This is a genomic window from Pseudoalteromonas luteoviolacea, assembly GCF_001750165.1.
Classification (GTDB): Bacteria; Pseudomonadota; Gammaproteobacteria; order Enterobacterales; family Alteromonadaceae; genus Pseudoalteromonas; species Pseudoalteromonas luteoviolacea_G.
In genome coordinates this window covers 635,538-661,764 of record NZ_CP015411.1, presented here as the reverse complement: position 1 = coordinate 661,764, position 26,227 = coordinate 635,538, and the positions used below count along the sequence as shown (strand labels likewise).

Annotated in this window: 23 protein-coding genes; 11 read left to right on the top strand and 12 right to left on the bottom strand. The window is 40.5% G+C overall.

The window, feature by feature from the left end; translation table 11 throughout:
• The first annotated feature begins 550 nt into the window (after positions 1–550).
• A complete protein-coding gene (locus tag S4054249_RS02730; RefSeq protein ID WP_046356333.1) occupies positions 551–1,336 on the top strand; it encodes a hypothetical protein in 786 nt (261 codons plus the stop codon).
• 228 nt (positions 1,337–1,564) lie between these two features.
• Here S4054249_RS02730 and S4054249_RS02725 read toward each other — a convergent pair whose 3' ends face one another.
• From S4054249_RS02725 to S4054249_RS02690, 8 genes are all read right to left on the bottom strand, one after another.
• Positions 1,565–3,436: a S8 family serine peptidase gene (locus S4054249_RS02725; protein ID WP_046356332.1), complete on the bottom strand. Its 1,872-nt coding sequence runs from the start codon at positions 3,434–3,436 to the stop codon at positions 1,565–1,567.
• A 364-nt stretch (positions 3,437–3,800) separates the two neighbouring features.
• On the bottom strand, positions 3,801–4,109 hold the full coding sequence (locus S4054249_RS02720; protein WP_046356331.1) for a DUF6172 family protein: 309 nt from the start codon (positions 4,107–4,109) through the stop codon (positions 3,801–3,803).
• A gap of 397 nt (positions 4,110–4,506) precedes the next feature.
• Positions 4,507–4,896 carry a hypothetical protein gene (locus S4054249_RS02715; RefSeq protein WP_046356330.1) on the bottom strand — a complete coding sequence of 130 codons (390 nt, stop codon included), beginning with the start codon at positions 4,894–4,896 and terminating at the stop codon, positions 4,507–4,509.
• A gap of 492 nt (positions 4,897–5,388) precedes the next feature.
• Positions 5,389–6,657, bottom strand: a complete 1,269-nt coding sequence (locus tag S4054249_RS02710) for an AAA family ATPase (RefSeq protein WP_046356329.1) — start codon at positions 6,655–6,657, stop codon at positions 5,389–5,391.
• The gene (locus S4054249_RS02705) at positions 6,650–7,285 is read right to left on the bottom strand and encodes an RNA ligase family protein (protein WP_046356328.1); all 636 of its coding nucleotides are present in this window, start codon (positions 7,283–7,285) and stop codon (positions 6,650–6,652) included. The genes S4054249_RS02710 and S4054249_RS02705 overlap by 8 nt, the downstream gene beginning before the upstream one ends.
• A 166-nt stretch (positions 7,286–7,451) precedes the next feature.
• A complete protein-coding gene (locus tag S4054249_RS02700) occupies positions 7,452–7,787 on the bottom strand; it encodes a low molecular weight protein tyrosine phosphatase family protein (RefSeq protein WP_046356359.1) in 336 nt (111 codons plus the stop codon).
• Between the two features lie 21 nt (positions 7,788–7,808).
• Complete coding sequence (prfH, locus tag S4054249_RS02695) at positions 7,809–8,435, bottom strand: peptide chain release factor H (RefSeq protein WP_046356327.1); 627 nt, start codon at positions 8,433–8,435, stop codon at positions 7,809–7,811.
• Positions 8,432–9,613, bottom strand: coding sequence for an RNA ligase RtcB family protein (locus S4054249_RS02690; RefSeq protein WP_046356326.1), 1,182 nt, complete (start codon positions 9,611–9,613; stop codon positions 8,432–8,434). Before S4054249_RS02690 ends, prfH begins: the two co-directional genes overlap by 4 nt.
• Positions 9,614–10,055: 442 nt before the next feature.
• On the opposite strand from S4054249_RS02690, the gene S4054249_RS02685 reads away from it, so the two are divergent.
• From S4054249_RS02685 to S4054249_RS02645, 9 genes are all read left to right on the top strand, one after another.
• Entirely contained in the window at positions 10,056–10,319 is a 264-nt protein-coding gene (locus S4054249_RS02685; RefSeq protein WP_046356325.1) for a hypothetical protein, read from the top strand.
• Between the two features lie 246 nt (positions 10,320–10,565).
• Positions 10,566–11,390 (top strand): WD40/YVTN/BNR-like repeat-containing protein, encoded by an 825-nt coding sequence (locus tag S4054249_RS02680; protein WP_046356324.1) that lies wholly within the window; start codon positions 10,566–10,568, stop codon positions 11,388–11,390.
• A 423-nt stretch (positions 11,391–11,813) separates the two neighbouring features.
• Positions 11,814–12,251, top strand: a complete 438-nt coding sequence (speD, locus tag S4054249_RS02675) for an adenosylmethionine decarboxylase (protein WP_046356323.1) — start codon at positions 11,814–11,816, stop codon at positions 12,249–12,251.
• A gap of 20 nt (positions 12,252–12,271) precedes the next feature.
• Complete coding sequence (gene speE, locus S4054249_RS02670) at positions 12,272–13,234, top strand: polyamine aminopropyltransferase (RefSeq protein ID WP_052960979.1); 963 nt, start codon at positions 12,272–12,274, stop codon at positions 13,232–13,234.
• Positions 13,235–13,381: 147 nt separating this feature from the next.
• Positions 13,382–15,181, top strand: coding sequence for an ABC transporter ATP-binding protein (locus S4054249_RS02665; protein WP_046356322.1), 1,800 nt, complete (start codon positions 13,382–13,384; stop codon positions 15,179–15,181).
• A gap of 340 nt (positions 15,182–15,521) precedes the next feature.
• Complete coding sequence (locus S4054249_RS02660; RefSeq protein ID WP_046356321.1) at positions 15,522–16,307, top strand: hypothetical protein; 786 nt, start codon at positions 15,522–15,524, stop codon at positions 16,305–16,307.
• Positions 16,308–16,372: 65 nt separating this feature from the next.
• A complete protein-coding gene (locus tag S4054249_RS02655) occupies positions 16,373–16,759 on the top strand; it encodes a hypothetical protein (protein WP_046356320.1) in 387 nt (128 codons plus the stop codon).
• Positions 16,760–17,081: 322 nt separating this feature from the next.
• Positions 17,082–17,870, top strand: a complete 789-nt coding sequence (locus S4054249_RS02650; protein ID WP_046356319.1) for a hypothetical protein — start codon at positions 17,082–17,084, stop codon at positions 17,868–17,870.
• A gap of 158 nt (positions 17,871–18,028) precedes the next feature.
• Complete coding sequence (locus S4054249_RS02645; protein ID WP_046356318.1) at positions 18,029–18,754, top strand: hypothetical protein; 726 nt, start codon at positions 18,029–18,031, stop codon at positions 18,752–18,754.
• Positions 18,755–18,948: 194 nt separating this feature from the next.
• Here S4054249_RS02645 and ppiC read toward each other — a convergent pair whose 3' ends face one another.
• Positions 18,949–19,227: a peptidylprolyl isomerase PpiC gene (ppiC, locus tag S4054249_RS02640; protein WP_046356317.1), complete on the bottom strand. Its 279-nt coding sequence runs from the start codon at positions 19,225–19,227 to the stop codon at positions 18,949–18,951.
• A 1,345-nt stretch (positions 19,228–20,572) separates the two neighbouring features.
• Positions 20,573–20,722: a hypothetical protein gene (locus tag S4054249_RS26480; protein ID WP_155401382.1), complete on the bottom strand. Its 150-nt coding sequence runs from the start codon at positions 20,720–20,722 to the stop codon at positions 20,573–20,575.
• A gap of 403 nt (positions 20,723–21,125) precedes the next feature.
• On the opposite strand from S4054249_RS26480, the gene S4054249_RS02635 reads away from it, so the two are divergent.
• On the top strand, positions 21,126–22,949 hold the full coding sequence (locus S4054249_RS02635) for a serine hydrolase domain-containing protein (protein ID WP_046356316.1): 1,824 nt from the start codon (positions 21,126–21,128) through the stop codon (positions 22,947–22,949).
• Between the two features lie 82 nt (positions 22,950–23,031).
• Here S4054249_RS02635 and S4054249_RS02630 read toward each other — a convergent pair whose 3' ends face one another.
• Positions 23,032–24,561, bottom strand: a complete 1,530-nt coding sequence (locus S4054249_RS02630) for a DUF3369 domain-containing protein (RefSeq protein ID WP_046356315.1) — start codon at positions 24,559–24,561, stop codon at positions 23,032–23,034.
• Complete coding sequence (locus S4054249_RS02625; protein ID WP_167354828.1) at positions 24,548–26,062, bottom strand: ATP-binding protein; 1,515 nt, start codon at positions 26,060–26,062, stop codon at positions 24,548–24,550. The genes S4054249_RS02630 and S4054249_RS02625 overlap by 14 nt, the downstream gene beginning before the upstream one ends.
• Positions 26,063–26,227 lie beyond the last annotated feature (165 nt).

The following is a 26,227-nucleotide window of genomic DNA, read 5'->3' as shown; positions in this document are numbered from 1 at the left end:
CGGTGCAATCAATTATCATTACGATTTTTTGACTGGTTTATACAAAAAAATAGCAGGAAGAAAATGACTCGCCAGTATGTCATGTTGAAAAATTCGTATTTATTAAAAAATTCACATTTGTATAATGTTTACGCTCCACAGGGGAAGATTTAAATACGCAATTAATACATTACCTTAACTATAAAATACGAGGTGAAATGTAGAAAAAAGTATGGTTCTATTGTTCGGTACACCGCAAGATAGAGCTATTAATATAATTCATATTGAGAAGTTTTCTTCCCAACATTTACACAACGAATAACCTTGCTGAATTGACTTGCTTTCATGTAGCGCTTGTAATACTGCAATAAATGGCCACAAAAAAGTGCGCGCTCTACAACATCAGCTATTCAACACATATCAATTCATACTAGTAAAAATCATAGTGCCCCATGTAATTCAGCTTAACTTTTGTTCACCACATCTCAGCACAATCATTTGTCGATTCCATCCGACTTCGTTTTCAAGTAAGCTGCCCTACTCCATAAAAAGCTCAGAAGAGGAAAGTGCGTTGGATAAAAGAATTGAACCTGAATTACCCAGTATTACGCCCGACTTAGATCAGGTTGAAACCTATAAACAGTCCCTCAATCCGTCTAGTAAAGCGCCTTTGCCAGAGCAAGAACCTGAGCAACACCATGCATCAACTAAAAAATCCAGCATTATGTCTTGGGTTAGCAGCGCTGCGATTATTGCGTTAGCATTTTGCTCATATGGACTCTATCAACAAAACCAAGCAACACACGCGCAGTTAATTGAATCGACAAAACGTATCGCTGAATTGGAACGCACACTCTCTGCAACTGGAGAAGAAATGGGCCTCTCAGCAGGTGCGCTGCAAGCAAACCTAGCAGCATTAAGCGAACGAACTGATGAACTTTGGTCACAAATGGATAAACTATGGGCGTCAGCTTGGCGACGTAATCAGTCTGAGATTAAAAAATTAAAAGAGCAAACCAGCGCCATTGCGAGCAATCAAACAAAACAGGTGAATGCGCAATCAGGTGTCGCTGCACGCGTAGATACACTCGCCCAAAGCCAAACAGATTTGGTCTTTAAGTTATCTCTTTTAGAGGAGCAATTACAAGCCGCTGAAACGCTTAACAATCAACTCACTTCCATCAACACCGATCTAGATAAATTAAAATCTCAATCTCGTGGTAATGATGCAAAGCAGCTTGAAATCGGCAGTAGTATTGCGCAGCTTGAAATGACCCAAAATGCCCTTGCTGAACAGCTAGAGCGATTAGAGAGCAGGCTCACCTCTGCGAAGAGAGAAACACAAGCTGCCAATTAATTTCTTATTCTGTATCCGCGCACTATGGGGCCTGTTTCGCAGTCTCCATAAGTTCATCAAGTTACACCTCTACGTACATTATAAGTAGTCAAAACATCATGATACTTAACTCGACTAAAGTACTTCATGGTTACATAGATATGGTAAGAAAAATGGGGTCTAGTGTTGACCCCATTGAACCAGTTTTGTATTTAGCTAAACACGTAGCCTGTTTAGCTTAGGAAAAACTCATAACGCTTTTTTCTTGGTGACTTTGTTCTTGTGACCAAGAATACGGATTGACCAGCTATCGAGCAATCCAGGCTGAGTATCATTTGCAACCGACACGGCTGCGCTTTCACCATTGACATGCAAGGTATAGTTTAATGGCTCGCTATTCATATCTGTGATATGAATTTTCCACTCCCCATTACCCGCATTGGCCTTTTCATCCCAAAACTTATAGCTCAGCATAAGGTGATCATTATAACCATCTGTGCTGCCAGGCGCTTGCTCTGGTAACACTAAGCTCTGGCCCACCAAGTTATTGAAAGGTGACATCACAATACTACGAGTCCCATTTGGCGACTCAAGCTCAACTTTTAAATCAGAAATACGTGTATGGGTTGCATTGAGACGGATTTGTACTCCTTCAATAAACAGATCATCCTCTACTTTAATACTCGCTGTTGTTGTTCGTGTTGCATCATCATAGATTGGCGCATCAACAGGATTATTTAGCCCATACCATGGCGTTTTGACCAGTTCAGAAGGTAAATCTTCGATAGCATGGCGTCGCACCAGCTCAGTCGCTTTATCTACATTCAACAGGCCAAACCCGTAATAAGGAGAAAACTCATGTCCAGCCGCATTAGTTGACCACCCCTCAAGGCCTGTGATGCCATTTACCTCAATGTCCCCTCGTGTTGGATCTACCTTAGTCGCCGTTCGTGCGAGTAGGTGGCGAATATCACGAGGTGTCAGGTCATGTTTTTGCTGCTCTGCTGCAGATAAGAGCAATGCAATCGCGCCGGACGTGTTGGGGGCCGCTGACGAGGTACCATTCATTCTAACAGTAAAGTCATCATAGCCATTGCAATCAAAATTCGCATCGAGATTTTCAACAATAAAGGCACAAGAGATCCGCGGCGTCGCATGCCCTGGCGTTGCTCGATCACCTCCACCTGGTGCGGTTAGGAAAACACTACTACCCACCGTAGAATAACTTGATAGAACACCATCTGCACTGAGGGCGCTAACAGATAAATTCCAGAAGTTCGACGTTGTATAAAATGAATTACTATTTGTCCATGGCAAGCCATGATTACCTTGTTCGGGAACTGTATAGCCTAAAAAAGCGATGCCATTCTCAGTGAAGAAATGAACGCGAGAGGCTGTATGCGCATTGCCAGCAGCTTGTACATAAACAGCTGTTCGAGGGTCTAAATGTGTTGATAAAGATACCGTTTCGTAGATTTTTTCTTGCTCTGGTTGGCTAAAAAATAAGACGTCATTTCCTTGCGCATCTTTTACCGTTTTCGAAAAGGTGTAAGGCATACTCACAACAGGACTCATTCCATAACTTTTGTTAAAAATCCGGATCCTATCAGCTGTTGAATTATCCAAGTTGTTACCGTCAAAGCCATGACTCACCTTCCATTGCGCATGACTCTCGAACGTTCCACCAAAATTCGTAAAAGAGGCCATTGTTGCCTCAGGTGCAACGCCTCTCACACCGACATTATTTTGAGCTGCAGCAATAATACCTGCGACCATAGTGCCATGATTTGAGTCTCCCATTGGAAGTGCATCAATCAAAGGATCATCAACCATACTGGAGTTTAAGTCACTATGGCTCACATCAACACCGGAATCGATCACTGCGACCAACACGTCTTGACCTTTATGACCCCAAATATGTGTTTGCCAAAGGTTTAGATCAACACCCGATTGTGAGTTATTAAGAGCTCCTGAATTAAGCAAATTCCACTGCAACGCAAGCATAGGGTCGCCATTTGGATCCAACCATCGATGCTCATAATCACGATCGGTTGTTGCCAGTGCATTCACTGATAAAAGCGTTGAAACCAAGCCTGCAAGATATTGTTTTTTTATTCTCATTGTAAGTTCCTTTTTTGGGTTCAATTTATTTTCTAGCATCTCAACATTTAACCTGTCAAGAAAAATGCAACTTATCCATTTCTTTCCTGTAACAAATTGTACAACTGTGTATTGATGTGTCTTTGGTTATTGTGGTATCCACGGAGAAAATCGCAGCGCAATAGAGGTTGACCACATTGAAGGGGGTTTCACTTTGGTGAGATATAACTTTTTGCTTTAAATAGCATAATTAGATAGTGTGTTATGAGTCAGCCTTGCTTGGATTGCAGGATGCGACTCTATCTAATAGCCAATAGAATATGCGAGATAAAACAGGGGCGATGTTATCACCGACCCAGCTTTCGCTCACTGACAGATCACGTTGTTATAGATCCGCTTCATCTTCTGAAGTACGTGCTTGCCTATGGCCCTCTTTCGCCAAAATTTCAACGTAAAAAGACGTCAAGTTCTCTTGTTGCGTTTTATCGATGAGTTTGTTGAGCTGTGATACGTGCACAGGCTGCGCCTCAGCTTCTGTATTACCGAATTTACAATCAAAATCCCAAAAATCCGCGCCAGCAGGTAACGTTTTGTTACGCTCTCGCTTGAGGTACTTTTTAATCTCATGTTTAACAGCGTCTACACGCCTAGCTAATTTAATCTTTGGGTGAGTTAATTCAAATGTTTTTTTCATAATTGCCTTCAAACAGCGGTATTGATATGTGCCACCTGCCGACTAGGGGCTGCTGGACTTACAAAGTGCAAATTTCGTACTGAAACAAATGCGAAAGTGCGATCTAGTTACTTTACTTGAATTTGCTGGACCTCGCACCCTCTTTCGTGTACCAAATCACCATGGCACGAATCAATTCAAGTGCATGAAGATGAGCATTCACTGACTTTTATATACAAATCAAATGCTTTTTAAGTGATACCAACGCGGTTAAAACAATACTCTATTTGTGTGAGTAACAGCACTAATATTATTAAAATAGACGCGGCATTTATTGTGTAGGATAGGGCCAAAGCATACTGACCCTATAAAAATTTAGATTGAGCACTGCGCTTGCAGGTTCAACAATCTATTTAACTTAGAAATTGAGCAGCTTTTTGACATGGCATGTTTGCGGTAAAACGCCTTTTTGAGTTTCAATTTGCACTCTGTCACCCGCAGAAAAAGCAGAGGCAATATTGGTCACTCTTTCAAGTAAATTTGGTTTATCATAGGTCACTATGCCATTCATACGACAGCTAAATCTGCGGCCATTACTATCTGTCGCGCTCACAGTGAAGTGGTTTTCGCTCACCGTCATGGAAAATATACCGCCTTGGCTGTCATCTAACACCGCATCCAACTCTTCAAAGATGATACCACCACCATAGTTTCGTTCCGTAATTGTAACTTGCGCTGCTGATGCTAGATTTGCAGACATGCCAAGTACAAATACCGTGGCGCCTAACGCTTTGTTTAGTAATTTCATTGTATATTATTCCTTTATACATTTATGGTTGTTAAAGCACTCTGGAATTCAAAGTGCTGATTTTATAATCCAAAAATAACTTGCTCAATAAATGTACCAATATAAAATATTTAATACAATATATAAGTAAAAAACATTAGAAAATAAAAAATAAAAAGACAAAAGAATTTATTTATCTGCAATACTTATGATGACCACCCTATCGCAACCTCGATATTTATTATTTCCATTCTCAGATCAATACTCATTAGGGAAGTATCACAATCTAGTTTAATCGACTTGCAAAAATAAACTAAAATCCACACTCTCAGAGTACTCAATTAAAGAAATATGTGGCGAGCCGCTTCCTATTATTATTTAATATAAAAGGCTAAAAAACCATCATTTATAAGTATAAAAAAGAATATGAAGCCATAGCTCATATCCTTTTTCTCAATAAAATAAATAACAATTTGCTCGCTTATTTACGCTGGGTTCTTCCCGTGAATGGGTTTAAAATGTGCCATACCTCGACAACGCTTGGCCACTCTCTCCAATAAATAGCATGCGGTGCCCCTCTGTGCGCCATGGCCATTGCAGCTTCTTTATTTGCTCAGACAACACGCCATCACCTACGACATGGTGACGCGCTCGGTTATTTTGATAGATCACATTGGGAGGCTGGTGAAAAACCACCAGGGTAACAAGTGCACCATAGCGCTCACCTAAATTATACAAAATACGCCTGAAATCTTGCCGAATATTGGTCGCATCCCATACAACATCACGCTTTTGTGCAAGCGCTGTTTTTAACCGGGATTTGGCGATCTGCAATACCTGACCACGATTTTTTTGACAACCCCGCCTGCCATTGAACTCAGCTCTGATCTCATCGAGAGAGATAACTTCAACCCCAGATAAATTCTGTTTAATCCATGTAGACTTGCCACTGCCGCTTACGCCACACATCACATAAAAATGGCTATAATGCTGACAAGCTTGGTAGTTTTTTGCGATCGCTTCTTCAGGCAGCACAATGGCGCCTTGCGATAATTGTTGTATCGCATACCCATCAACAAATCGCTGCTGAGCCTCAGAGGTTTTCACTTGGATATTTTGTAGATACATCTGTTCCGGATTACAGTTCCCCCATAAACAATATTCTTCGGCAAACATTCTAAATTGCGCTAACAAGTCGAGTTGTGAGTCTACATCCTCACAAATACGGCCATTCATGTCTGCCACTTCCAACCAGAATAAAAGTTCTAAGTCTGCACAGAGAGAAAGTTGAAGATAGTCATTGAATGCACCATCTCTCACCACCAATAATTTGGGCATGTGATGAAAACCAACTAACCCCAAAATCATCATTACGACGCGGTGACACAAAGGCAGCGCCATCAATCTCAGGGCCAAATAGCTCGCGCCAATGTCTTCGTGTTTTGGCGCAACGACCCGCTCTAAACCGGCGATGTCTTTACGCCGTGTCGTTATCGGCTTGGCAATATCATGTAATAGAGCAGATAAAATCAATGCTTGACGCTTTTCACCCTTAATATGTCCAGCGTCAGTCCTAAGCAAATCATACACTTCGTTTAAAACCATATTGGTATGAATAGCAACATTCCCTTCGGCGTGCCAACGTGCATCTTGTTCGGTGTTAATAAACTCATTGAGTAGTGGAAAATAACACGCTAAGTATGACTGACATTCGTCAAAGTCTGGCGAATGCCCATGCGCTAAGCTATCTAGCCAACTTTTTAACAGGTTCGATTTAGCCATTTTGTTTCTCCATTAACCCATTTGGTATCACTTCCTCGTGCATCCAATGCGTGTCGGTCATAACATGATTTGGCCTCACCCACTTTGCAACCGCATACGTAAATTCATCATAATGAAATTCATCTGCCAGCCTCACCACATAGCCTTCTTGAATACGCGTGTCCACAGCGATATTTTTAATGGTGTGTTCACACCAAATTCCGGTATATAACGTCTTTGGCGTACACAGTCCAAGTTGCTCAAAAATGCGTGTGCTTTGTTGCCAACTCAAGCATTCATTCTTGTCATTCCAGACAGAAAAAGCCAAAAAGTAACTTGGCAACGCGTGATATGCGATTGCATGTTTTGCATAGAGGTTTTCACCACAAATACGCCACCCAGATGGAATTTGATAGCCAATTTGGGCTTGCAGTGCCTTCACCCAAGCCCGAGATGGGTGAAAACGCCCATCAATCGATCGAGCGTGCATATAATCTGTATAAAGCGTGGTATTTTCACCATCCATTTTCTCTGTGACAATAACCTGCTTACCAATAAAGTGGCTTAGACAACCTTGTCGAATATCGTCTCGAGTGACACCCGATGACCAAGGTAAATGAGGGGTACGAGGGTATTTTACTCTCATCATATTTCTCCAAAATTATTAACTAAATGACTAGCTTTACACTAGCTTTCGGTGAAATAGGCACAGCCACACAATCTCATTTTTTCCAAATAAGATCATAAATTTGCTGTGCCATGATGAAATTACATCGCTCTATCCTCTCTTTCTCTTGTCGTTTTTTCGCTTGCTATCAACGTGATGACAGACTTAAATAATCGTCAACGGACAAGGTTATCAATTCAACCAATTCTGCATCCATATACTGATATTCATCAGGAATATCGAGAACTTGGATGTCTTTATAATTTAACAGACGTGTAAACCGAGTTTGCAATCGTTGTTTGTGTTTGTGCTCCATCACAAAAATCACATCAGCCCACTGAATATCATTGACTGACACCGTCTTTTTTGCATTAGGACTGGTCCCTGCAGATCGTGCGACAACCTCAGGGTGATGTTTAAAAATGTGTTCACCGGTCGGGCTACGCCATTGATTTCTACTGCATATAAAAAGTAACTTTGTCATATTCCAATTAAGCGTTTGCACTTAGCAGGCTAAGACAAACTTATCTCCTTTAAATGTCTTCACAGGGTTACCTCGTTCAAGGTCTATGTGCTGCTGCCAACGCGCTTGCTCTTGCAATGTCATCTGCTTCTGTTTGTGTAATTCCAATTTTTGAAACAGTAACACCTTCGCCAACCGCTTATTCGCATGCTGACTGCGTTCACTTTCTACTCGCACAGCAATACCCGTTTCTTTATGTACTGCACGGACTGCCGAATTTGTCTTATTCACATGCTGGCCGCCAGCCCCTGATGCACGACAAGTTTGAAATGTCACATTGCGATTAAATTGTGCTTCATTAAGCTCAAACATTTGCCCGCTGAAAAACCAATTTTTACGCTTGTGTTTAGGCCGATATTGGCTTTGACACACCCATAACATGGCGCCTTGCCAAGCGCACGCCAACTGCTTTGCACAAGCTTGATTGGGTGACTCTAGCTGGACCAAAGCCGACTTAAAACAGCCTTTTTGCTGTGCAGGTACAGTATCGACGATGGTCAGAGCGACCCCATTTAACTGACATTCTTTTTCTATTGCGCGCAGTGCTAGACCAATGGCTTTACAGCATTCTATTGGGCCTTGTCCTGATGATAATTGCAGTAATATCATGATGAACAACTCCCATTGGTCTTAAAGGTTAAAACGGGTCTTAACCTAGCCACAACCTCGATTAACCCTGCATCCTCCATGTCGCTGATCACAGTTTCACATTTTTTATATGCCTGAGGAGCCTCGTCATACAACAGCTCTTTGTTACCACATATAACTCGACTGCCCAGTGAAGTACGATACAGATCTGCACGTTTATACTTGTGACTCAATCGGCCATGACACTCGCCGCGTTTCCATTTTCGACCTGCACCATGTGGCAATGAATATAGGCTCGTGATCTGTTTTTCTTCTGATCCCTCAAGCGGTTTAACGAGATAGCTATAATCACCACGAGAACCCGGTATGACCACATAACCTTGATCACTGGGTGTGGCACCTTTTCGGTGCAACCAACCTTGCACTCCCGCTATATTTTTCGGCGATACAAGGTTGTGATTTACATCCAGTGCACAGTTCCCTGTAGCACGGATTGCCTGTAAAAATCGCTGTGCGATTAACTCGCGATTTAATTCAGCCCAGCGAACGGCTTCATCGTGCTTTTGAATGTAATCTTCAAAGTCGCTATGTTGCTCAGCTGCATGAGTCACCGTTATCCCATCGTGATTGTGAGTCGCAACGTGATTAACCAATATCGATTGACCCAGCCCCCGAGAACCTGAGTGCACGAGTAGCTGCAAGTGCTGTTTATTGAGCCCAAGCTCATTTAGCGCCGATTGGCTGTAAATTTCATCTATGGCTTGAAACTCAGCAAAGTGATTGCCACCACCAATGGTGCCCAGCGCATGGTCAAACCCATTATTGATGATCCCTTTGTCATGCTTTCGAGCTGCCACATAGTCTGCCCAACTATCATCTAATGGGCATTCTACGTGCTCGAACTTCTTTGCCATTTTATCCAGATTGACTTTGGATACTTTCGCCGAGGTTTGCCACAATGACATACCACAACCAATATCATTGCCCACCAATGCTGGGTAGAGTGTGCTGGCTGTAAAAAATGCGGCACCTATCGGATAGCCTCTGCCAGGGTGCAAATCTGGCATACCCGCAACGCGCTGCATGCCTGTTAATTCTGATGTTTTAATCAGTTGCTGTACGGCTAGCCCCTCGATCCAAGTTTCTTTGGATGCAATAAGGCTAACGTTTTCAGTGATCTTTTGGACGGATTTGCCCATAGTACCAATACCTTTAAATAGGATTTAAAACGAAAAACGTATTGGCAGGTCAGTTGACCGGGGCGTAGCTTTACCAAAAAGCCATGACCTTGAAAAAAGGATTATGAGATAACTTTTTGCTACTTAGCGGACAAGACCTGCAAAGGATAATGATGTCAATGTCATGATTTTTACTCCTCTACAGTTAGTTGATGGTTAATTAAACAAGCGCATAGTAATCAAACCTAAGAGGTAAAGCAACCTATAAATCTATCACTTCCCCAATTTTTAGGGGAGCCGACCAGATTAAGAATATAATTAGCTATTAATTAAAGAATAACCTCCTATAAATGGAGAGAAATAACCATTTTAAAAATATATAAAAATCAAAATAAGACCATCAATAATTTAACAACCAATATATATTAACTTTGATAATTGGAACTAATAAAAGGAAGATAAAATGGCAAGCGCTCTCAAGCAAAATTGTGCACTACTTACATTGTCTGCACTATTATTAACCGGTTGTGGAGGCGGAGGGAATGATAGTTCTAACAGTGCAACTCAAACACCTAAAAAACAAATCAACAGTGCACCAAACATCGTGTTTGAATCACCAAGTAAAGTTATGGGGGAACAATCTGTTATAATCTCTGCAACTATTACTGATGATCAACAAATTAGTTCTGTAGATTGGAAGCAAGTCGCTGGAAAGGAGATTAAATGAACAGTACAAGAAAATAACAGCATTACATTCCAGGCTCCTCATTTACCAGAAATTGAAGTACTAGAACTTGAGCTAACTGCAAAAGATAATCAGGGCTTAACAACGATAAAAAGTATAAAGTTAGAAGTTGAACCACTTCCAACACCAATAAAAAAGCTTAAGTTTGATAATATTATACGCGATGTAGACCCTAGCATCCTTTATTCATTCTCTCATCCTCAGTTTATAGGTGAAAAAACACAGCTCATGCGCTCAAATGATGCAGGCGACACTTGGGAGCTGATATATCAAGATGAATTATTCGATGATAGTGACTATATGCACCGGGTTATTACGTCAAGTATACCTGGACACCTAATTATTAGATCATTAAATGTTAAGCAAAGAAAATATACATTCATCCACTCATTTGATTATGGAAAATCTTTTGATCAAAGTTCGCAGGTAGAACTCGATAGTCTCAGCATAAAATACTTCTTTGACCGAAAAACCATGTGGTCCATTAATTATAATGATCACACCTTAAATAAAAGTGATGATTTCGGAAAAACTTGGCAAACAGTCAATCAGTCCGATTACATACCTTATAGTCGAATTGTATTTCCAAAAAGCAATGACAATATCTTATTTTTGACTAAATCAGACCAATCAAATGAAGCCTTCTTGATCTCTTATGATAATGGAAAAAGTTTCGAAAATAGAAGTACAGGCCTGCCTGTGAGTGGGGTATCCACGGCTTATATAAACCCTGACGATTATAAGAATATCATTGTAGGCAGTGCTTATGGCTTTTTTGAAACGCAAGATGCTGGCATAACCTGGGACGCTTTAAATTGGGATAACACAAATCGATTAGTTCAAAGCCACAGTGGTGACTTATATCGCCATATAGAATCGAGATTTGAAATGTCTACCGATTTTGGAAAAACTTGGCAATACCGTTATGCAAACCCTGAAGGGGGATTAGATCTATACATTATGAGCGTGCATGATAATTTCTTCTATTTTCAGTTGGATGGCCCCAGCGATCATGGAACCTATCGAGGTTTCAAAGGCACACCTCAAGAATAGATAATCGATTTAAACACTAATCAGGTGAAGTCGCTCATATTGATGGGCGATTTCCTAGTTGCACAAACTCCACAAATCGACCTGCTTTCAGCCTAAAATAATCAGTCATCAGGACACAATGTTGTGCTGTGAAAAACTTAAACTACTACATTGTTAACTCCGAAAGCATGCCAATCAATTACTAAAGCGAGTGACTCTCTCGCGCATAACACCATCCCTTTTTATTTATCTATATTGTGTTGTCATTCAGCATTCTCCCTCATTGTCAAAAGGCACATTGCATTTTCCACAATCGTTGCACATTTCAATGCTGGAATGTCTGTATTCGGAAAAGCGCTATGCATATTACTTTTCCTATGACAGTGACTTTGGATATGAAGCCCATACCCAGAGTCACATAAATACAGGACACTGAGTAAAAGAATGAATATCTCCTCGCCAAAACCTGAGTTAATCAACCCATTAGGACAACACATTACTATCGATATCTTCGATGCTTCGAATCTCATTGGTGAGAAGCGTATAGAACAGATGATGATTGACTGTGCCAACGCTGCCAATGCGACGATTTTGAAGACCCATTTACACCCCTTCGAAACCAATGGCGGTGTGTCAGGCATGATCATTTTAGCAGAGAGTCATATTTCTATTCATACCTGGCCTGAATATAACTTTGCCGCGATGGATATTTTTATGTGCGGTGATGCCAAACCTGAACTGTGCCTGCCCGTAATAAAACTGTACTTTCAGCCAAAAAAGATGGTCGTCAATACCCTCACCAGAGGCGGCTCTGTCAGCGGCACCGGAGAATTTCAGCCACTTTTACACACTCAATTACAGCCAACCCAAAAACTCGCATAATAGACGGAGTATTCAAGCACATGACTAAGATTAAATGGCACTACGAGCAAATGACAAGTGGCGTTCACGTTGCACTTCGTTCAGAAAATGATTTGGTCGACGTAGAAACTGAGTTTCAAGATGTCAGCATTTTTGAAACTCGTCACCTCGGCAAAGTAATGCGCATTGACGATGGCATTCAGGTCACCACCAAAGGTGAGCATATTTATCACGAAATGATGGCGCACGTGCCGATTTTATTTCACGGTAAGGTTAAAAATGTACTCATTGTTGGCGGCGGTGACGGCGGTAGCGCACGCGAAGTATTAAAACACCACAGCGTGGAAAACGTCGTTATGGTCGATATTGACGAGCAAATTATCCAATTGAGCCGCAAGTATTTGCCAGAGATCAACAACGGCGCATTTGATGACCCTAGATTTGTTCTGCGTATTGGTGATGGAGCTGAAATCATCTCCCAATACAGTGATTGCTTTGACTTGATCATTCTAGATGCCGCGGATCCAGATGGCGGCGCATCAGAAACTCTATTCACTCAATCATTTTTTGGCAATTGCTTAACGGCACTAAAAACCGATGGTATCTTAGTCGCCCAAGGCGGTACCCCTTACTTTGAACCTTATATGATGCAGTCTATGGTATCGCGCTTAACGCAAGCATTTAACAACCCTGCCGGTATTTATCTGGGTGGCTGCTATGACTACTTTGGTGGCTCACACGCGTTTATTTGGGCTACTCGCAGCGGCTCTATCAATACACTCTCGCTGGATGAAATAGAAGCACGTTATAACAAGGCGGATATTCAAACCAAATACTATTCGCCTGAGGCCCATTTTGGCTCATTCTTCTTGTCAAAAGACATGCGAGCGTACGTCAATCAGGCAGTCAAATGTGAAAACGTCGATGAATTATCAATGCCAGAAGCGGGTGACTGGGACGACTACACGCCAGAAACTTCCAACAGCGATGACGATGACGAATAAAGCTTAATCTTGCCTGCAATAAAGGCAGATGAATCTCCATTACAAGCCACTGCAACGAAGTAAGATTCGTATCGGTGGCTTACGCATTCTAAGCTCAAGCTTCACACCTTGGGCTTTACTTGACATATCAAGGCACCACGCAAAGCGATGAAATCACTATTTAAGTTATTTGAAAAAATGGGTCACACAGACACGTTTGACAGTCAATTGAATGAAGCACCTCACAACTTGCCTTTTATCCGTCAGTGCACAAAGGAATTTTCTGGTTGGATAGTTGTCGCCTTTGTTATTTCGTTGCTCGGTGGTATTTTGCAAATTGTCACCTTCGACTTTTTAGGTGAGTTAGTTGACTGGCTAGATACTGCCAGTGATAACACCAAGCTCAATGAAAAAGGGGCTGAACTGGCATTCATCGCGATTGCAATTGCGCTGGTTATTCCGACAATCACGCTTTTTAAAAACCTCGTTTACCACCAGTTACTTGGCCCAAACTTACAAAAAAACACCCTTATTAAGCTCTACCGTACACTCATTGCATCTCCAGCAAGCTACCACGAAGAAGACGACCCGGGCTCTACTGCCATTGTGATTGTAGATACCTCAGAAGCCATTATTGATGTGGTATTGCAATTCTGTGGATTTGCCGGTTTTTTGCTGGCGTTTTTAGGTGCGCTGCTATTGTATGTAGGCAATATTGACGGCTGGCTAACACTGCCATTTATTATTTGGACTGGATTATTTTTAGCTATGCTGATCGGCCAATGGATCCCCAAAGCCAAAGCCACTAACCGACTAGAAGCACAAAGCTGTGCTGAAATTACAGGTAAATTCACCGAACGCTTCGCCCGTATTCGCACAGTTAAAATGCTATCAAATAATGAGTACGAACAAAAATTCGCTGAAAAATGGGCAACTCGTCACCGAAGAGTCGTGGCTAAAGAATATCGCGTTTTTTCTAATTTTGCCTCAGTCGTAGGACTACTGAACGGTATTTTAATTGTGGGCACAGGCGCTTTATGCTTGCAGCTATGGATAAATAATAGCTTATCAATCGGTGAATTTTCGATGGTATTAGCGCTAGTCTATCGAGTGATCTCACTCTCAGAGTGGTGCCAAGAGGAATTTGATGCCTTTTTTGTATCTTGGGGACAAGTAACGGTAGGTAGAGAAGCAGTTAATGAATTTTTAGAAGATATTGAGCCACTTGAGGATGAAGGAAACTTTCATGTTTCAAGAGGAAAAATCACATTTAAGAATGTTGAATTTGCTTATGAAAATAAAGCACCGCTGTTTACTGATTTTTGCTTGAAAATAAAACCCGGTGAGAAAGTCGGGATCATCGGTCCCTCTGGCGCTGGCAAGACTTCATTGCTGAATATGCTCTGTGGTATTGATGAGATTGAAAGCGGTGCCATTTATATTGATGGTAAAAATATCGAAGACTACCCAATAGACAAAATCTGCAATGAAATGAGCTTTTTAAATCAGGATATTGGTCTTTTTAATCAAAGCATTTATGAAAACGTTGCGTTTGGATTAAATGACGTCAGCAAAGAGTCAGTCAGACGCGCGCTTGAAAAAGCCAATGCTTTGGAGTTTGTAGAGAGCTACACGGATGCACGTGGCCGTAAAGGTTTATCTGCCTTTATTGGGGAAAATGGCGGGCAATTATCAGGCGGTCAACGTCAACGATTGGCGCTTGCCAGAGCAATTTTAAGGGATAAAAACATATTATTGTTAGATGAAGCCACCAGCGCCTTAGACCCTGTATTAAAAACAGAATTTATCAGCTCACTTAACACAATTATGAGAGGCAAAACCGTCATTTCTATCGCCCATTCTTATGATGTACTTTCCATGATGGACCGTATTATCGAAATAAAAGATGGCAAAATTGTCAGAGATGGGAAGCCGTTAGAAATTATTACTCCAATGAAAGAGGAATGATTATTTTTAAGTCCAGTGAATAAAAGCAATGATTGTCTTATCATTAAACCATAAGGCTAAAGAAGTAGCAGCTTCCCTTATGGTTTAATCGTAATCACCCCATAAATTGACTCTTTAAACTAATTTTTATAATGTAAATTTTAGGTGTTTAAAAAGCACTCAAAAGACGTTAACGAAAAAGCATATTAATCACAGCTGAAAAGTAACCAATGAGTGCATAAACTTTAAATAAAAAAATAAGCCATCTTATAGTTAACAACCTCATTTTGGATTAATTCACTTATGTGATGGGGAAATAGGGAACTAAGGTTTTAACTAATCATTAGACAACAGGTACTGTATGGAATGGGTAATTGCTCTTGGGGTCGGGTTCGCACTATTTCTTATTAAGCAAAGTAATAGGCTCAAAAGAACCAAAGGAATTGCACTAGAGGATGACCTCGCTCATTACCGTGAAGTTTGTAACAGAGCTGAAGCCGATTGTAGAAAGAACGCCCATAGTCCATCAGGGGTTTCTAGACTTATGCGGCCTAAGTATGAACACCCCTATTACAAAAAACACATAAAAAATAAACGAGACTTGAACACACAACTAAATGCTCAAGAGTCCCCCTTTTTGCTCAATCCACAACAGCATATAGTTGATTATTACACAGAGAACGTTCAGTATTTTTCACGCGATAATAAAGAAAACAATTATCAAAAGTGCTGTGTAATAAACGCAAAAAAACAAGGAAATTCGAACGTCCGAGAAGATGAATATACTGACATGGCTGAACGATTTGAACTGCAAAGAAAGTTTACGCCACAATTCACACCATTAATCAATCAAACAGAAGCGCTATGTATGCAGGCGCTTATTCGAAATACCAAAGGTATTCGACGATGCCTTGCTGTGCCCGCAAGATTTGGTTTTAAAGATTCAACTGGACAATTACTAAAAAGCTCCGAGTATATCAACGAAGTAAGTGGTTTTTATATGTGGTCTACTAAGGAAAAGGTTAACACTCACTCAATAGAAAGGCATTTAGAAGAAATCACGAAATTCGTTGGTTTCTCAGGAATAATTCTTAGCATCTCACTAGAAAATGAAAAGATATTACTGCACCACAGTTCAGTAAAATAAAAAGTATAAATCACATCGAACATGGCTTTATTACAAGCTAATAAAATATATAAGAAGGAACTAACATGAAAAAAATTGTCGCTTTCCCACAGTCAAACAATCACTTACTACACATCAACTCTGTTTCAGACCTGAACGAATCCGATTACGAGTGCATTAGAGAAATCGAAAAAGTTCTGATAGCACATAATAAGACCGAACGATTTTCTCTTCAGCTTTTGCATAAGCATTTCGAACTGCAAGAAGGCGAAGTATGTCTGGAACAAACAAATGAAAAACAGAGAACTCAAACGGTACAGGTCATTCAAGAATCTGACATACCGGATGATGTAGATTCAATTGAAACTGAGTGGTACTTTGGTAACAACCCTTCATCTACACGCTGTGCAAGAAAGTGTGTCAAATTTTCGGGCGGCGCGCACTATGATGAACACGTTTTTGGAAATAAATAACGCTTAATCTGCACCATACTATATCAAAGCTCATAGTCAATGAGCTTCATCTGACAAAAAGTAGCACCATGGAAAGTAAACCCATAGGTTTGATTTTTCAATGCACTAGGTGAACTCTCCATGTACCTCCATTGCGCTATTCCATAACTAGAACACTCAAATTGTTTGGCAAGTTCACCACTTGAGCAAACACAGCTTTTTTATAAGAAGGCTTTCATTACAATTCTTTACATAAAAGGGATAGAAGATAGATTTTTTTAGAGACCAAAGCGCTCACTCTGAGTAGAATATCGCCAATTTTTTATCCTTAACAAGTAAATTAATGAACAAATTAAAATCTTTATTCATTATTACAATCGCCCTGTTGATCAGTGCGTGTAATACAATCTACGTGCCTCCTATTGATGACTATCAACCTAAAAATCAACCCAAAGTAGCTTTGGTTATCGACGTGAGTGATGAGCTAACGCATACACATATCGGTACGACTATTTTCAACAACTTCACAAAACAATATGAAGTTGACGTAAAAATGAAGCAGCATATTTTTGAGACCCTAAAAAAGAAACTCGAAGAAGGCGCAAATGCTGAGGTTGTGTTATTGGACAGCACGTTAAGCAACCAGCGAGCTTCTAGCGGTTTTGTATTTATCAAAGATAAACAATGGCAATTTAATCCAAGTCTCGAGGCTGAAAGAAATGAGTTAACGGCCAAAGGCATAGATGTCGTAATTTCAATTACCGAAACACAAACGCTAGTCGATATGAACTGCACTCAATATGGTTGTACAAACTTTTATGCTGAAGGACACGGTTTATACACGCGCAGCTTTTTTGGCTTAGACAACTACTATGCCGCGGCAAGTTATGACGTGTCTGCAGAGTTTATCTCACAACCAATTGATATGGGCGTTATGAAGAGCATGCTCGATCTTCACTCAATGCATGGCAGAGTGACAAAATTAGATTTAGCAGACCCAGCAGATCATCAATCACTTGATAAAGCATTTTTTGAGCCTGTTCAAAATGGTCTCACCGGGTATTTCGAAAACTTGGGTAGCATCATTAATAAGTACCTGAGTGGCGAATTTGAGACCTCCAAAAAGAAATAAAACCTCATAAAGATGAGAATACATGCACTGTGTATTCTCATCGTCATAAAATAAAGAGGTGGCGCAAATTAAGCTTTTGCGTCACCCTCTTTAAACACCTAAAATTAAAATTAAATAAAACACCTAAATGTCCGCATACAGTTACAAAAGGGCTAATTATGAGAGTTCTGATACTAATTATGTTCATGACAGGCTTGAGTGCTTGTAACTTAACGACCAAAAATACTGGTGGGAAGATCCCAAAAGAATATAAAGCAACAGACATATCAATTCATATCAAAGAGTACAACCCACACGACCTTTCACTAAAACTGGCTGACAGGCACATCGAAAATAGTTCATTTGTAGTAAGTAATTACTCTTCAGTACCTGATTATGAGCCAGGGCTCATTGGCGGATTAGGTGTCGTCATGCTCGACTCCCACTATGAACTACACTTGCCAAAAACACTCGAATCTCGATTAGCCGATAACTTCGCGCTATCAACGACTCTTTTTAATCAAATGCAAAAGATGAAAGTGCCGAGTAAGGTCACGTCACTCGCTCCCATTGAATCATCTGGCCTAAATCTCATACTCGAACCATATGCCTTAATTTCAGTCAATCAATCAAGGTTAATCTTTAGTCCACAACTTATCGCCTCTTTATATGATCAAAAAGGTAAATTCGTATGGCGGAACTTCTATGGTTTCAAAGGCAAGTCAATCGAGATGAAAAACACATGGAAGGACGCTGAATTGCAGTCATACTTCAATGATGCCTATAAGCAAATCGCGACTGAACTAAAAGCGCACATACAAGGGAAAGAATACCACCGAGATATGCTTGGATTAGACAAAAAGCTAGAAATTGAAATCAATTTCGAACATGAACATGAAAAATAAACTGTTGTAGTAAGTACGGTGAAAAAGGCTGCGCCAACGATTTCATGGCAATCAATAACGCAGCCTTTACTTAAATCTGTTGATGCAGTTATCAGTGATGTAATTATCTTAAGCTCATTTTTTATCAATTAAGATATTGATAACTAGGTCTTCACTGGAGGCTCACCGCTTAAAAAACGACCATCATTTCTTTTTTACGTACGGTACAACACCTTAATGATATGCCAACCAAATTTGGTTTTGACCAGCTGCGGAACAAGGACTTCGCAAGAGAAGCAGACTTTATCAAACTGAGGTACCATAGTACCGCGCCTAAACTCACCCAAATCTCCACCCTTTTTTCCTGACGGACAGGTTGAGTGCTTCTTTGCCAAGGTTTGAAACTTAGCCCCTTTTTTTAATTGTTTTAGAATATCTTCCGCTTGCTCTTTATGCTTTACCAAGATGTGTAAAGCATGTGCTGTACTAGCCATATGACCTTCTACTCGCTGTCTACATTATCAATTGCAATAATACACCAAAGCCCAATGAATAAAGAGTCGATAACTACCAAGTAATAAAAAACTATCACCGCACACAGTGTTTATGCTGATCTAACTGCTATCAACGTCGTATAACACAAACAATCACAGTTATTCACTCTACAACGCGCCCTTAATACACTGTATTCTGGTGATATGAGTGTAAATAGTGATTAGAGAAATTAAAAATCTTAACTTAGCGATACATGACCTATAAGACGATTAAGCCATGCGAATACGCCATAAACGCTGTACACACTGCAAACAAAATAAAGAGGTTATGTATCGATGTCGCTACGACAACAATATCCAATGGCACTTTATTTGTGGGCCCTGCTTGCTGATCATTAAAAAAGAATTTGCTCAAACATATCAATACGGCGGTACTTGGAAAGCTCGTAAAAAATAGCCAACAATCTGAAGTAACACATATTTCATGGTTACATTAATAAAAGTAAGAGGTTCAGTACTACGTGCTGTTCTGCTCGCAATGCGTGTTGTATTGATTGCTTAATGGTATTTGAAGAAACTCAGCTGTTCAGAACTCTTCACGCCTACAGCACATGGATCCTGACGTTCGTCAGGACGACGAAAACGCATATCAATCACGTCAATAACACTGGACCCTGATGTTCATCAGGGTGACGAAAGCGTATATCAATCATGTCTATAACACCGGTTCCTGATGTTAATCAGGACGACGAAAGCGCATATCAATCATGTCTATAACATCGGTTCCTGATGTTCATCAGGACGACGAAAGCGGATACCAATCACGTCAATAACACTGGACCCTGATGTTCATCAAGACGACGAAAGCGCATATCAATCATGTCTATAACACCGGTTCCTGATGTTAATCAGGACGACGAAAGCGCATATCAATCATGTCTATAACATCGGTTCCTGATGTTCATCAGGACGACGAAAGCGTATATTTATCACGTCTAAAACACTGGATCCTAACATTCGTCAGGATGACGGGGCGGATACCAATCACGTCCAATAACACTGGACCCTGATGTTCATCAAGACGACGAAAGCGCATATCAATCATGTCAATAACACCGGTTCCTGATGTTAATCAGGACGACGAAAGCGCATATCAATCATGTCTATAACATCGGTTCCTGATGTTCATCAGGACGACGAAAGCATATATCAAAAGTACTCAATTGATAAAACTTTTCACAGCAAAATCTTGCATATTCTGGAGGAAACGGAGTAAGACTAACGGTGTTTTAATATCACCATTAGTCCAAATATTAGGCTTTTGACCTTAGGATAAATATTCGACCTATTTACCGATATTACAAATATAACAACTTGCTAGTCGAGTATGATCGATATATATACCACCACCTACTTGAGGCGTAGCACCCGCAGGAAGTGCTGCTCTATCTTTAGAAAGGTTTTTAATTTGTTTGCTTTTTAGTTTTAATTTCATTTCAATTTCCTTTTTATTATTTATTTTGCAGCAAAACAGTAACACCTGTTTTATTTTTAATCAACAAAACAAATGAACAACATGTAAAGATTGAAATATTACTCTTAAGACATGCACCACCTTACAAAGATGTCGACACAGTCAAATTGCAAAATTAACAACAAAATTTAGATTTAAAACCTCTTTTTAAATCACAGCTAGAGAATACATAATATGAACACCCTATACTCAAAGGTACCACTCCAACAGTTGAAATAAAAAAATCTATAATCTATTCGACATTTGATAACTACATAAAAAATCAAAATAAAACTTCTAACACATTAAGTTTCATCGCGTATTTCACATTCAAATCACATACAAAGTGATACCTTTAGACATTAATATAAATATAAGTATAAAAATGACAAAATATTACCTAACCCTGCTCTTAACCTTTTTGATTTGGCCTTTCACACATGTAAAAGCACAAGACAACAACACATTCAGACAACAAATTGAACAAACCATTCAAGAGCAAAAAATTGCAGGAATCACTTGGACCCTGTTAAATGAAGGGCAGATTCAAATTGGTAGCACCGGTTTGGCAAATATCGAGAAAGGCTTTGTAATGCACGACAGTCAAAAAATGCAAATTGGATCTGTAACAAAAGCCGTTTTGGCTGTGGGCATTCTACAATTAGTCAGTGAAGGAAAATTGTCTTTAGATACCCAAATAAGGACATTGCTCCCTGAGCTTGCCATTAAGAACCCTTGGCGAGATAACTCCCCAATATTAGTAAGGCACCTACTAAATCATACTTCAGGGTTAGATAGTGTGCGCATGTGGCAGTACCTAAATACTCAGGTCACGCCAGATACACCGCTTATTAACGCATTTAATAACGGCGATAAAAGTCTACTCACAGCTAGATTCAAACCGGGCTCACAAGAATCTTATTCGAATATGGGTTACCAACTTTTGGCAATGATCATAGAAAGTATCACAAATACACGCTATGAAACCTACCTTGATGAACACTTACTAAAACCGTTAGGCATGCATGACAGCACGTTTACTTTCCAAACACAAAGTGCAATACCAACCCCAACAAGCTTAGCAATGGGGTATCATGATTTAATGACAGCGCAAGCGTCTCCACCATTTTTATTAAGAGGTGCAGGCCAATTTACAACCACCGCGACTGATATGGGTAAATTTATGGCCCTTATACTCGCTGGCGGAACTGTGCATGGTAAAACATTTATTTTACCGGAGTTACTCCCTTTACTTGCGGGTGCTCATGAAACAAATGCGCATAAAGCTGGCCTTAAAATAGGTCATGGACTGGTGTTTTCAAATCGAGACCGTCACGGAGTCATGGGGCACTGTAGGCCAGGAACAACGTTTGGTTTTAGGGCGCATATGTGTGTATTTCCCGACGAAAACAAAGCATTTTTTTACGCGCTTAACACTGATAGTGAAACTGCAAACTATGCTCATTTTGATAAACTTTTTATCGATCAGCTTAAAGTCAAACCCGCTAACATCACTGAGGCAGTCAAAGAGGCTATGCCCCTAAAAGACAAAACGGGGATCTATTTTTTAGCGCCTAACAGTATGGCAGAATTCGCATTTGTTGACTGGATAACCAATTTTGTATGGCTTAGTCAAACAAAAAACAGCTTGGTTATTCACAGTTTACAAAGTAAAGACAAAGTCATTGTTCCTGTAGGCATGCAACTATTTAGAGACATCACTCGCAGCAATGCCACTTATGTTTTTTATCAAAATGATGAAAATCAGCCAATGCTTAGTTATGGTCATAGAACATATCAAAAAGGCAGCGTACTCAACTTAGTACTCGTTTGGTCTAGCATACTACTCGGTCTCATAGGCTTAATGGGCTTATTGCTTGTGGGCATCGCCACCATGATTAGAGATAAGCATAATAGATATGCCAATATAAAACCGAGCTTTTATAATTTAATTATGCTTGCCTTACCCATTACTTTATATACACAACAAAGCTTTATGCAATTTGGAGAGCTCACAGCAGCGTCATTCTGCCTTGCGATAATCTCTGGGTTATTACCTCTTAGTCTTATTTGGTCGGCTTACAAAACCAAAGCGTTTCTAAAACAAAACAAAATATACTGGCTTGATATGGCATGCTTGATCTGTGCTTTACAATTTTGCATTGTGTTATTGCTTAATCAACAGCTACCAATCATTTTCTGGCAATAGGGTCGTTGTTAGTTCGAGACTAACTCAAACGCCCCACACCTAATGACTTGGCAATAATAGCTAAGTTACTTTAAGCCCCGATTTAATCGGGGTACTTATCCATAATGACCTGTACGTCATCAATATGCTCAATAAACACATCCACTAACTGAGGGTCAAAGTGCCGCCCTTTCTCTTTGACCAACAGGGCCAAGACTTCATCCATGCTCCATGCATCTTTATAACATCGTTTATGCGATAAAGCGTCGAACACATCCACCAAGGCCACTATCCGGCCGTATATATGAATGTCTTCACCAGACAAACCATTGGGATAACCAGACCCATCAAACTTCTCATGATGTTCTCCCGCCACAATGGCAGCTGCCTTTAACGTTGGGCGTTTTGAGCGAGAAAAAATCTCCTGACCGACAGACACATGGGTTTTCATAATGTGCCACTGCTCATCATCTAGTTTGCCGGGTTTTAGTAAAACGGAGTCGGGGATCGCCACTTTACCGACATCATGCATTGGAGCTGCCATAAATAACTCTTGAGCTTGCGCATTTGGCAGCCCTATCCATAAAGCAAGTGCTCTCGATAAATGGGCAACCCGTTTAACATGATTGGCCGCTTCTTTTGAGCGACTTTCGACGACTTCCCCTAGCGTTTCAATAATTTCAGATTGGGTATCATATATTTCCTTATCTAGCTCCAAATTATCAAAAGCCACGGTGATATTGTTAGAGAAAAGCTCAAGGAGTTTGGTATCTAGCTCATCGATGGCGGTGATCCCTTGTAAGTAAATAAGATTTTCTTCTGCGTTATACGTCTTAAAATACCCCACAAAGCAGTCATGTTCGATGAGCGATTTTTGTTGCTCGCAGGCTTTTTCCAGTAGAGCCAATATATGCTCAGGTAAATCAAGATAATCTGCTGTGTTAAAACCGTACTCTCCATTGCCCGCAAGATATTCAAAGCGCCCTTGCGACTTTCGCACAGCAAAGTTATTACTCTGTGCTGATGGTTTGTTTGCGTGTAATAGCGTCGATATTTGTACCAATAGGCCGCTGGCAAACTCACGCAAGCTCCGAATACGAAATAAACTGGTAGTCGAGTCGATTACCTGCTCCAATCCTTGGCGGTGAGTTTCGAGCTTCTTTCTTGCAGTTTCAATATCTTGAATATCTCTATATCCTCTCAACCCGGTATAGACCACCGTAAAAAGCTTGTCGCTACTGAGGTGAGTTTTATCTTTGTAATCATTAATATCATAATTCACAATGACGGTTCTTTCGGGTGCCTGGCCGGGCTGTCCCGTTCTTAAAATAATGCGTGTCAGGTGATTATTTAGCACCTTCCTAATAAACTCTGCGACCTGTAACCCTGCATCATCCGTCTCCATGACCACATCGAGTAATACCAGCGCAATATCACCGTGCTCTGCCATGACTTTTTTCGCCTCCTCACCAGAATAGGCGCTGACAAAATCAATGGACTTACCGTCAAACTCAAAATCACTCAGGGTAATTTTAGTGACTGTATGAACATCCGGCTCATCATCAACAATCAGGACTTTCCATGCACCTTGCTTTTCAACTTTAGGTTTTTTGGACTTTTTAAACAGTGCCATTTGATTCACCTATGCATGCAGGTTGTACGTTTATCGGAACTTTGATCGTAAATGTGGTGCCGCAATTGAGGGTTGAATCGACAGAGATAGCGCCCTGCATTTTTTGCGTCACAATATTAAAAATAATATTCATACCTAATCCAGACCCGCCGTTTCCTCGATTAGTCGTATAAAATGGGTCAAAGACCTTTTTCTTGGCTGTTTCTGTCATGCCTTTGCCATCATCGGAAAACAAAACCACCAAGTCTTGTCCGTCTTGCGTAAATGTAATCACCACTTCTCCATGTACTTGTGGCTCATAGGCATGGATCAACGTATTTTGAATTAAATTAGTAAAAATCTGCGCCCATGACCCGGGGAAGTTTTTAATCAAAAAAACTTCCCGCTCCGTATCGATACGAAACGCGATGTTGGATTGCTTTAACTGACTATTTAAGCTGGTCATGGTGTCTTTTAAATACTGCACAATATCAAACTCTCTGACCTCTTCAGCGGATTGGTCCACCGCAACAAGCTTAAAACTCCTTACTAAATTTGCAGCCCGCTCTAGGCTACTTTCTATGGTATTGGTCAGCGCGGTAGAGTCTTTAATAAACTTTACAAAGTCATCTTCTTCTAACTCGCCCTGCTCGTACTTTTTGTGTAAATTTTCTAGGGTACTCTTGAAGTGAGAAACCCCTGTTAAACTGGTTCCAACTGGCGTATTGATTTCGTGCGCTACACCTGCGACCAGTCCACCCAAGGACGCCATTTTCTCAGATTCAATCAATTGATTTTGCGCTTTTTTAAGCTCATCTAATGATGTTTTTAATGCCGCCTCTGATTGATGGCGCACCTCAATTTCATTTTTCAACTGTGCTTGCTGTGCATGTAATTGGTCAACCGATTGCTGCAACTCTAAGGTGCGTTCACTGACGATTTTTTCGAGGTTTTTATTAAGGCTATCGAGTTGCTCAAACGAGCTGGCTGTTTTGTGCATCATATCGTTCAATGCACTTTGCAACATGCCCAGCTCATCATTTGGATTCTGAGCAATATTGATATGGGAGCTTTTCATGTCATCAGCTTTAATATTGCTGGCTTGGAACGCGAGTTTGCCCAAAGGTGCAGACAACAACTTCCGAAAGACAATGGTCACTAACACAAAGATGGCTGCGGTTTTTATCAAGGCATTAATTATCAGTAAAAATATACCTGATTGCATGCTGTCATAAATATAGCCTTCATCAGCGTATAATTTGACCGTGCCGATTTTATTTTCCATCCCACCTGATTTCATCATCAGCGGAAACTGATAAAAAGCCTGAGGATCGGTATTAATCGCTCTGTCGGGGATATCACCTCTGGTCAGGATAAACTTTTTATCGTCTTGCAGGACAATACCTGCAATATGAGGCAAGTTGATAATGCTTTGCGCTGTGATGTCTAATTGTGTGTAGTCTAAATTCCACAGATCAGAGGCCAGAATATTGCCAAAAGTACTCTCAGATGCTTTTAACACTGCCTGCGATTCTTTTTTTGTATTTATGAAATCAATGTACAAATGCACGCAAGTAACAACTGCGGTGAGTAGTAGATAAATTGATAAAACAATACTAAGAAGTCTGATTGAAATAGAGTTTTTTACCATGCACTCGCGCTCTACGCGCCAAAAAGTAACTCGACA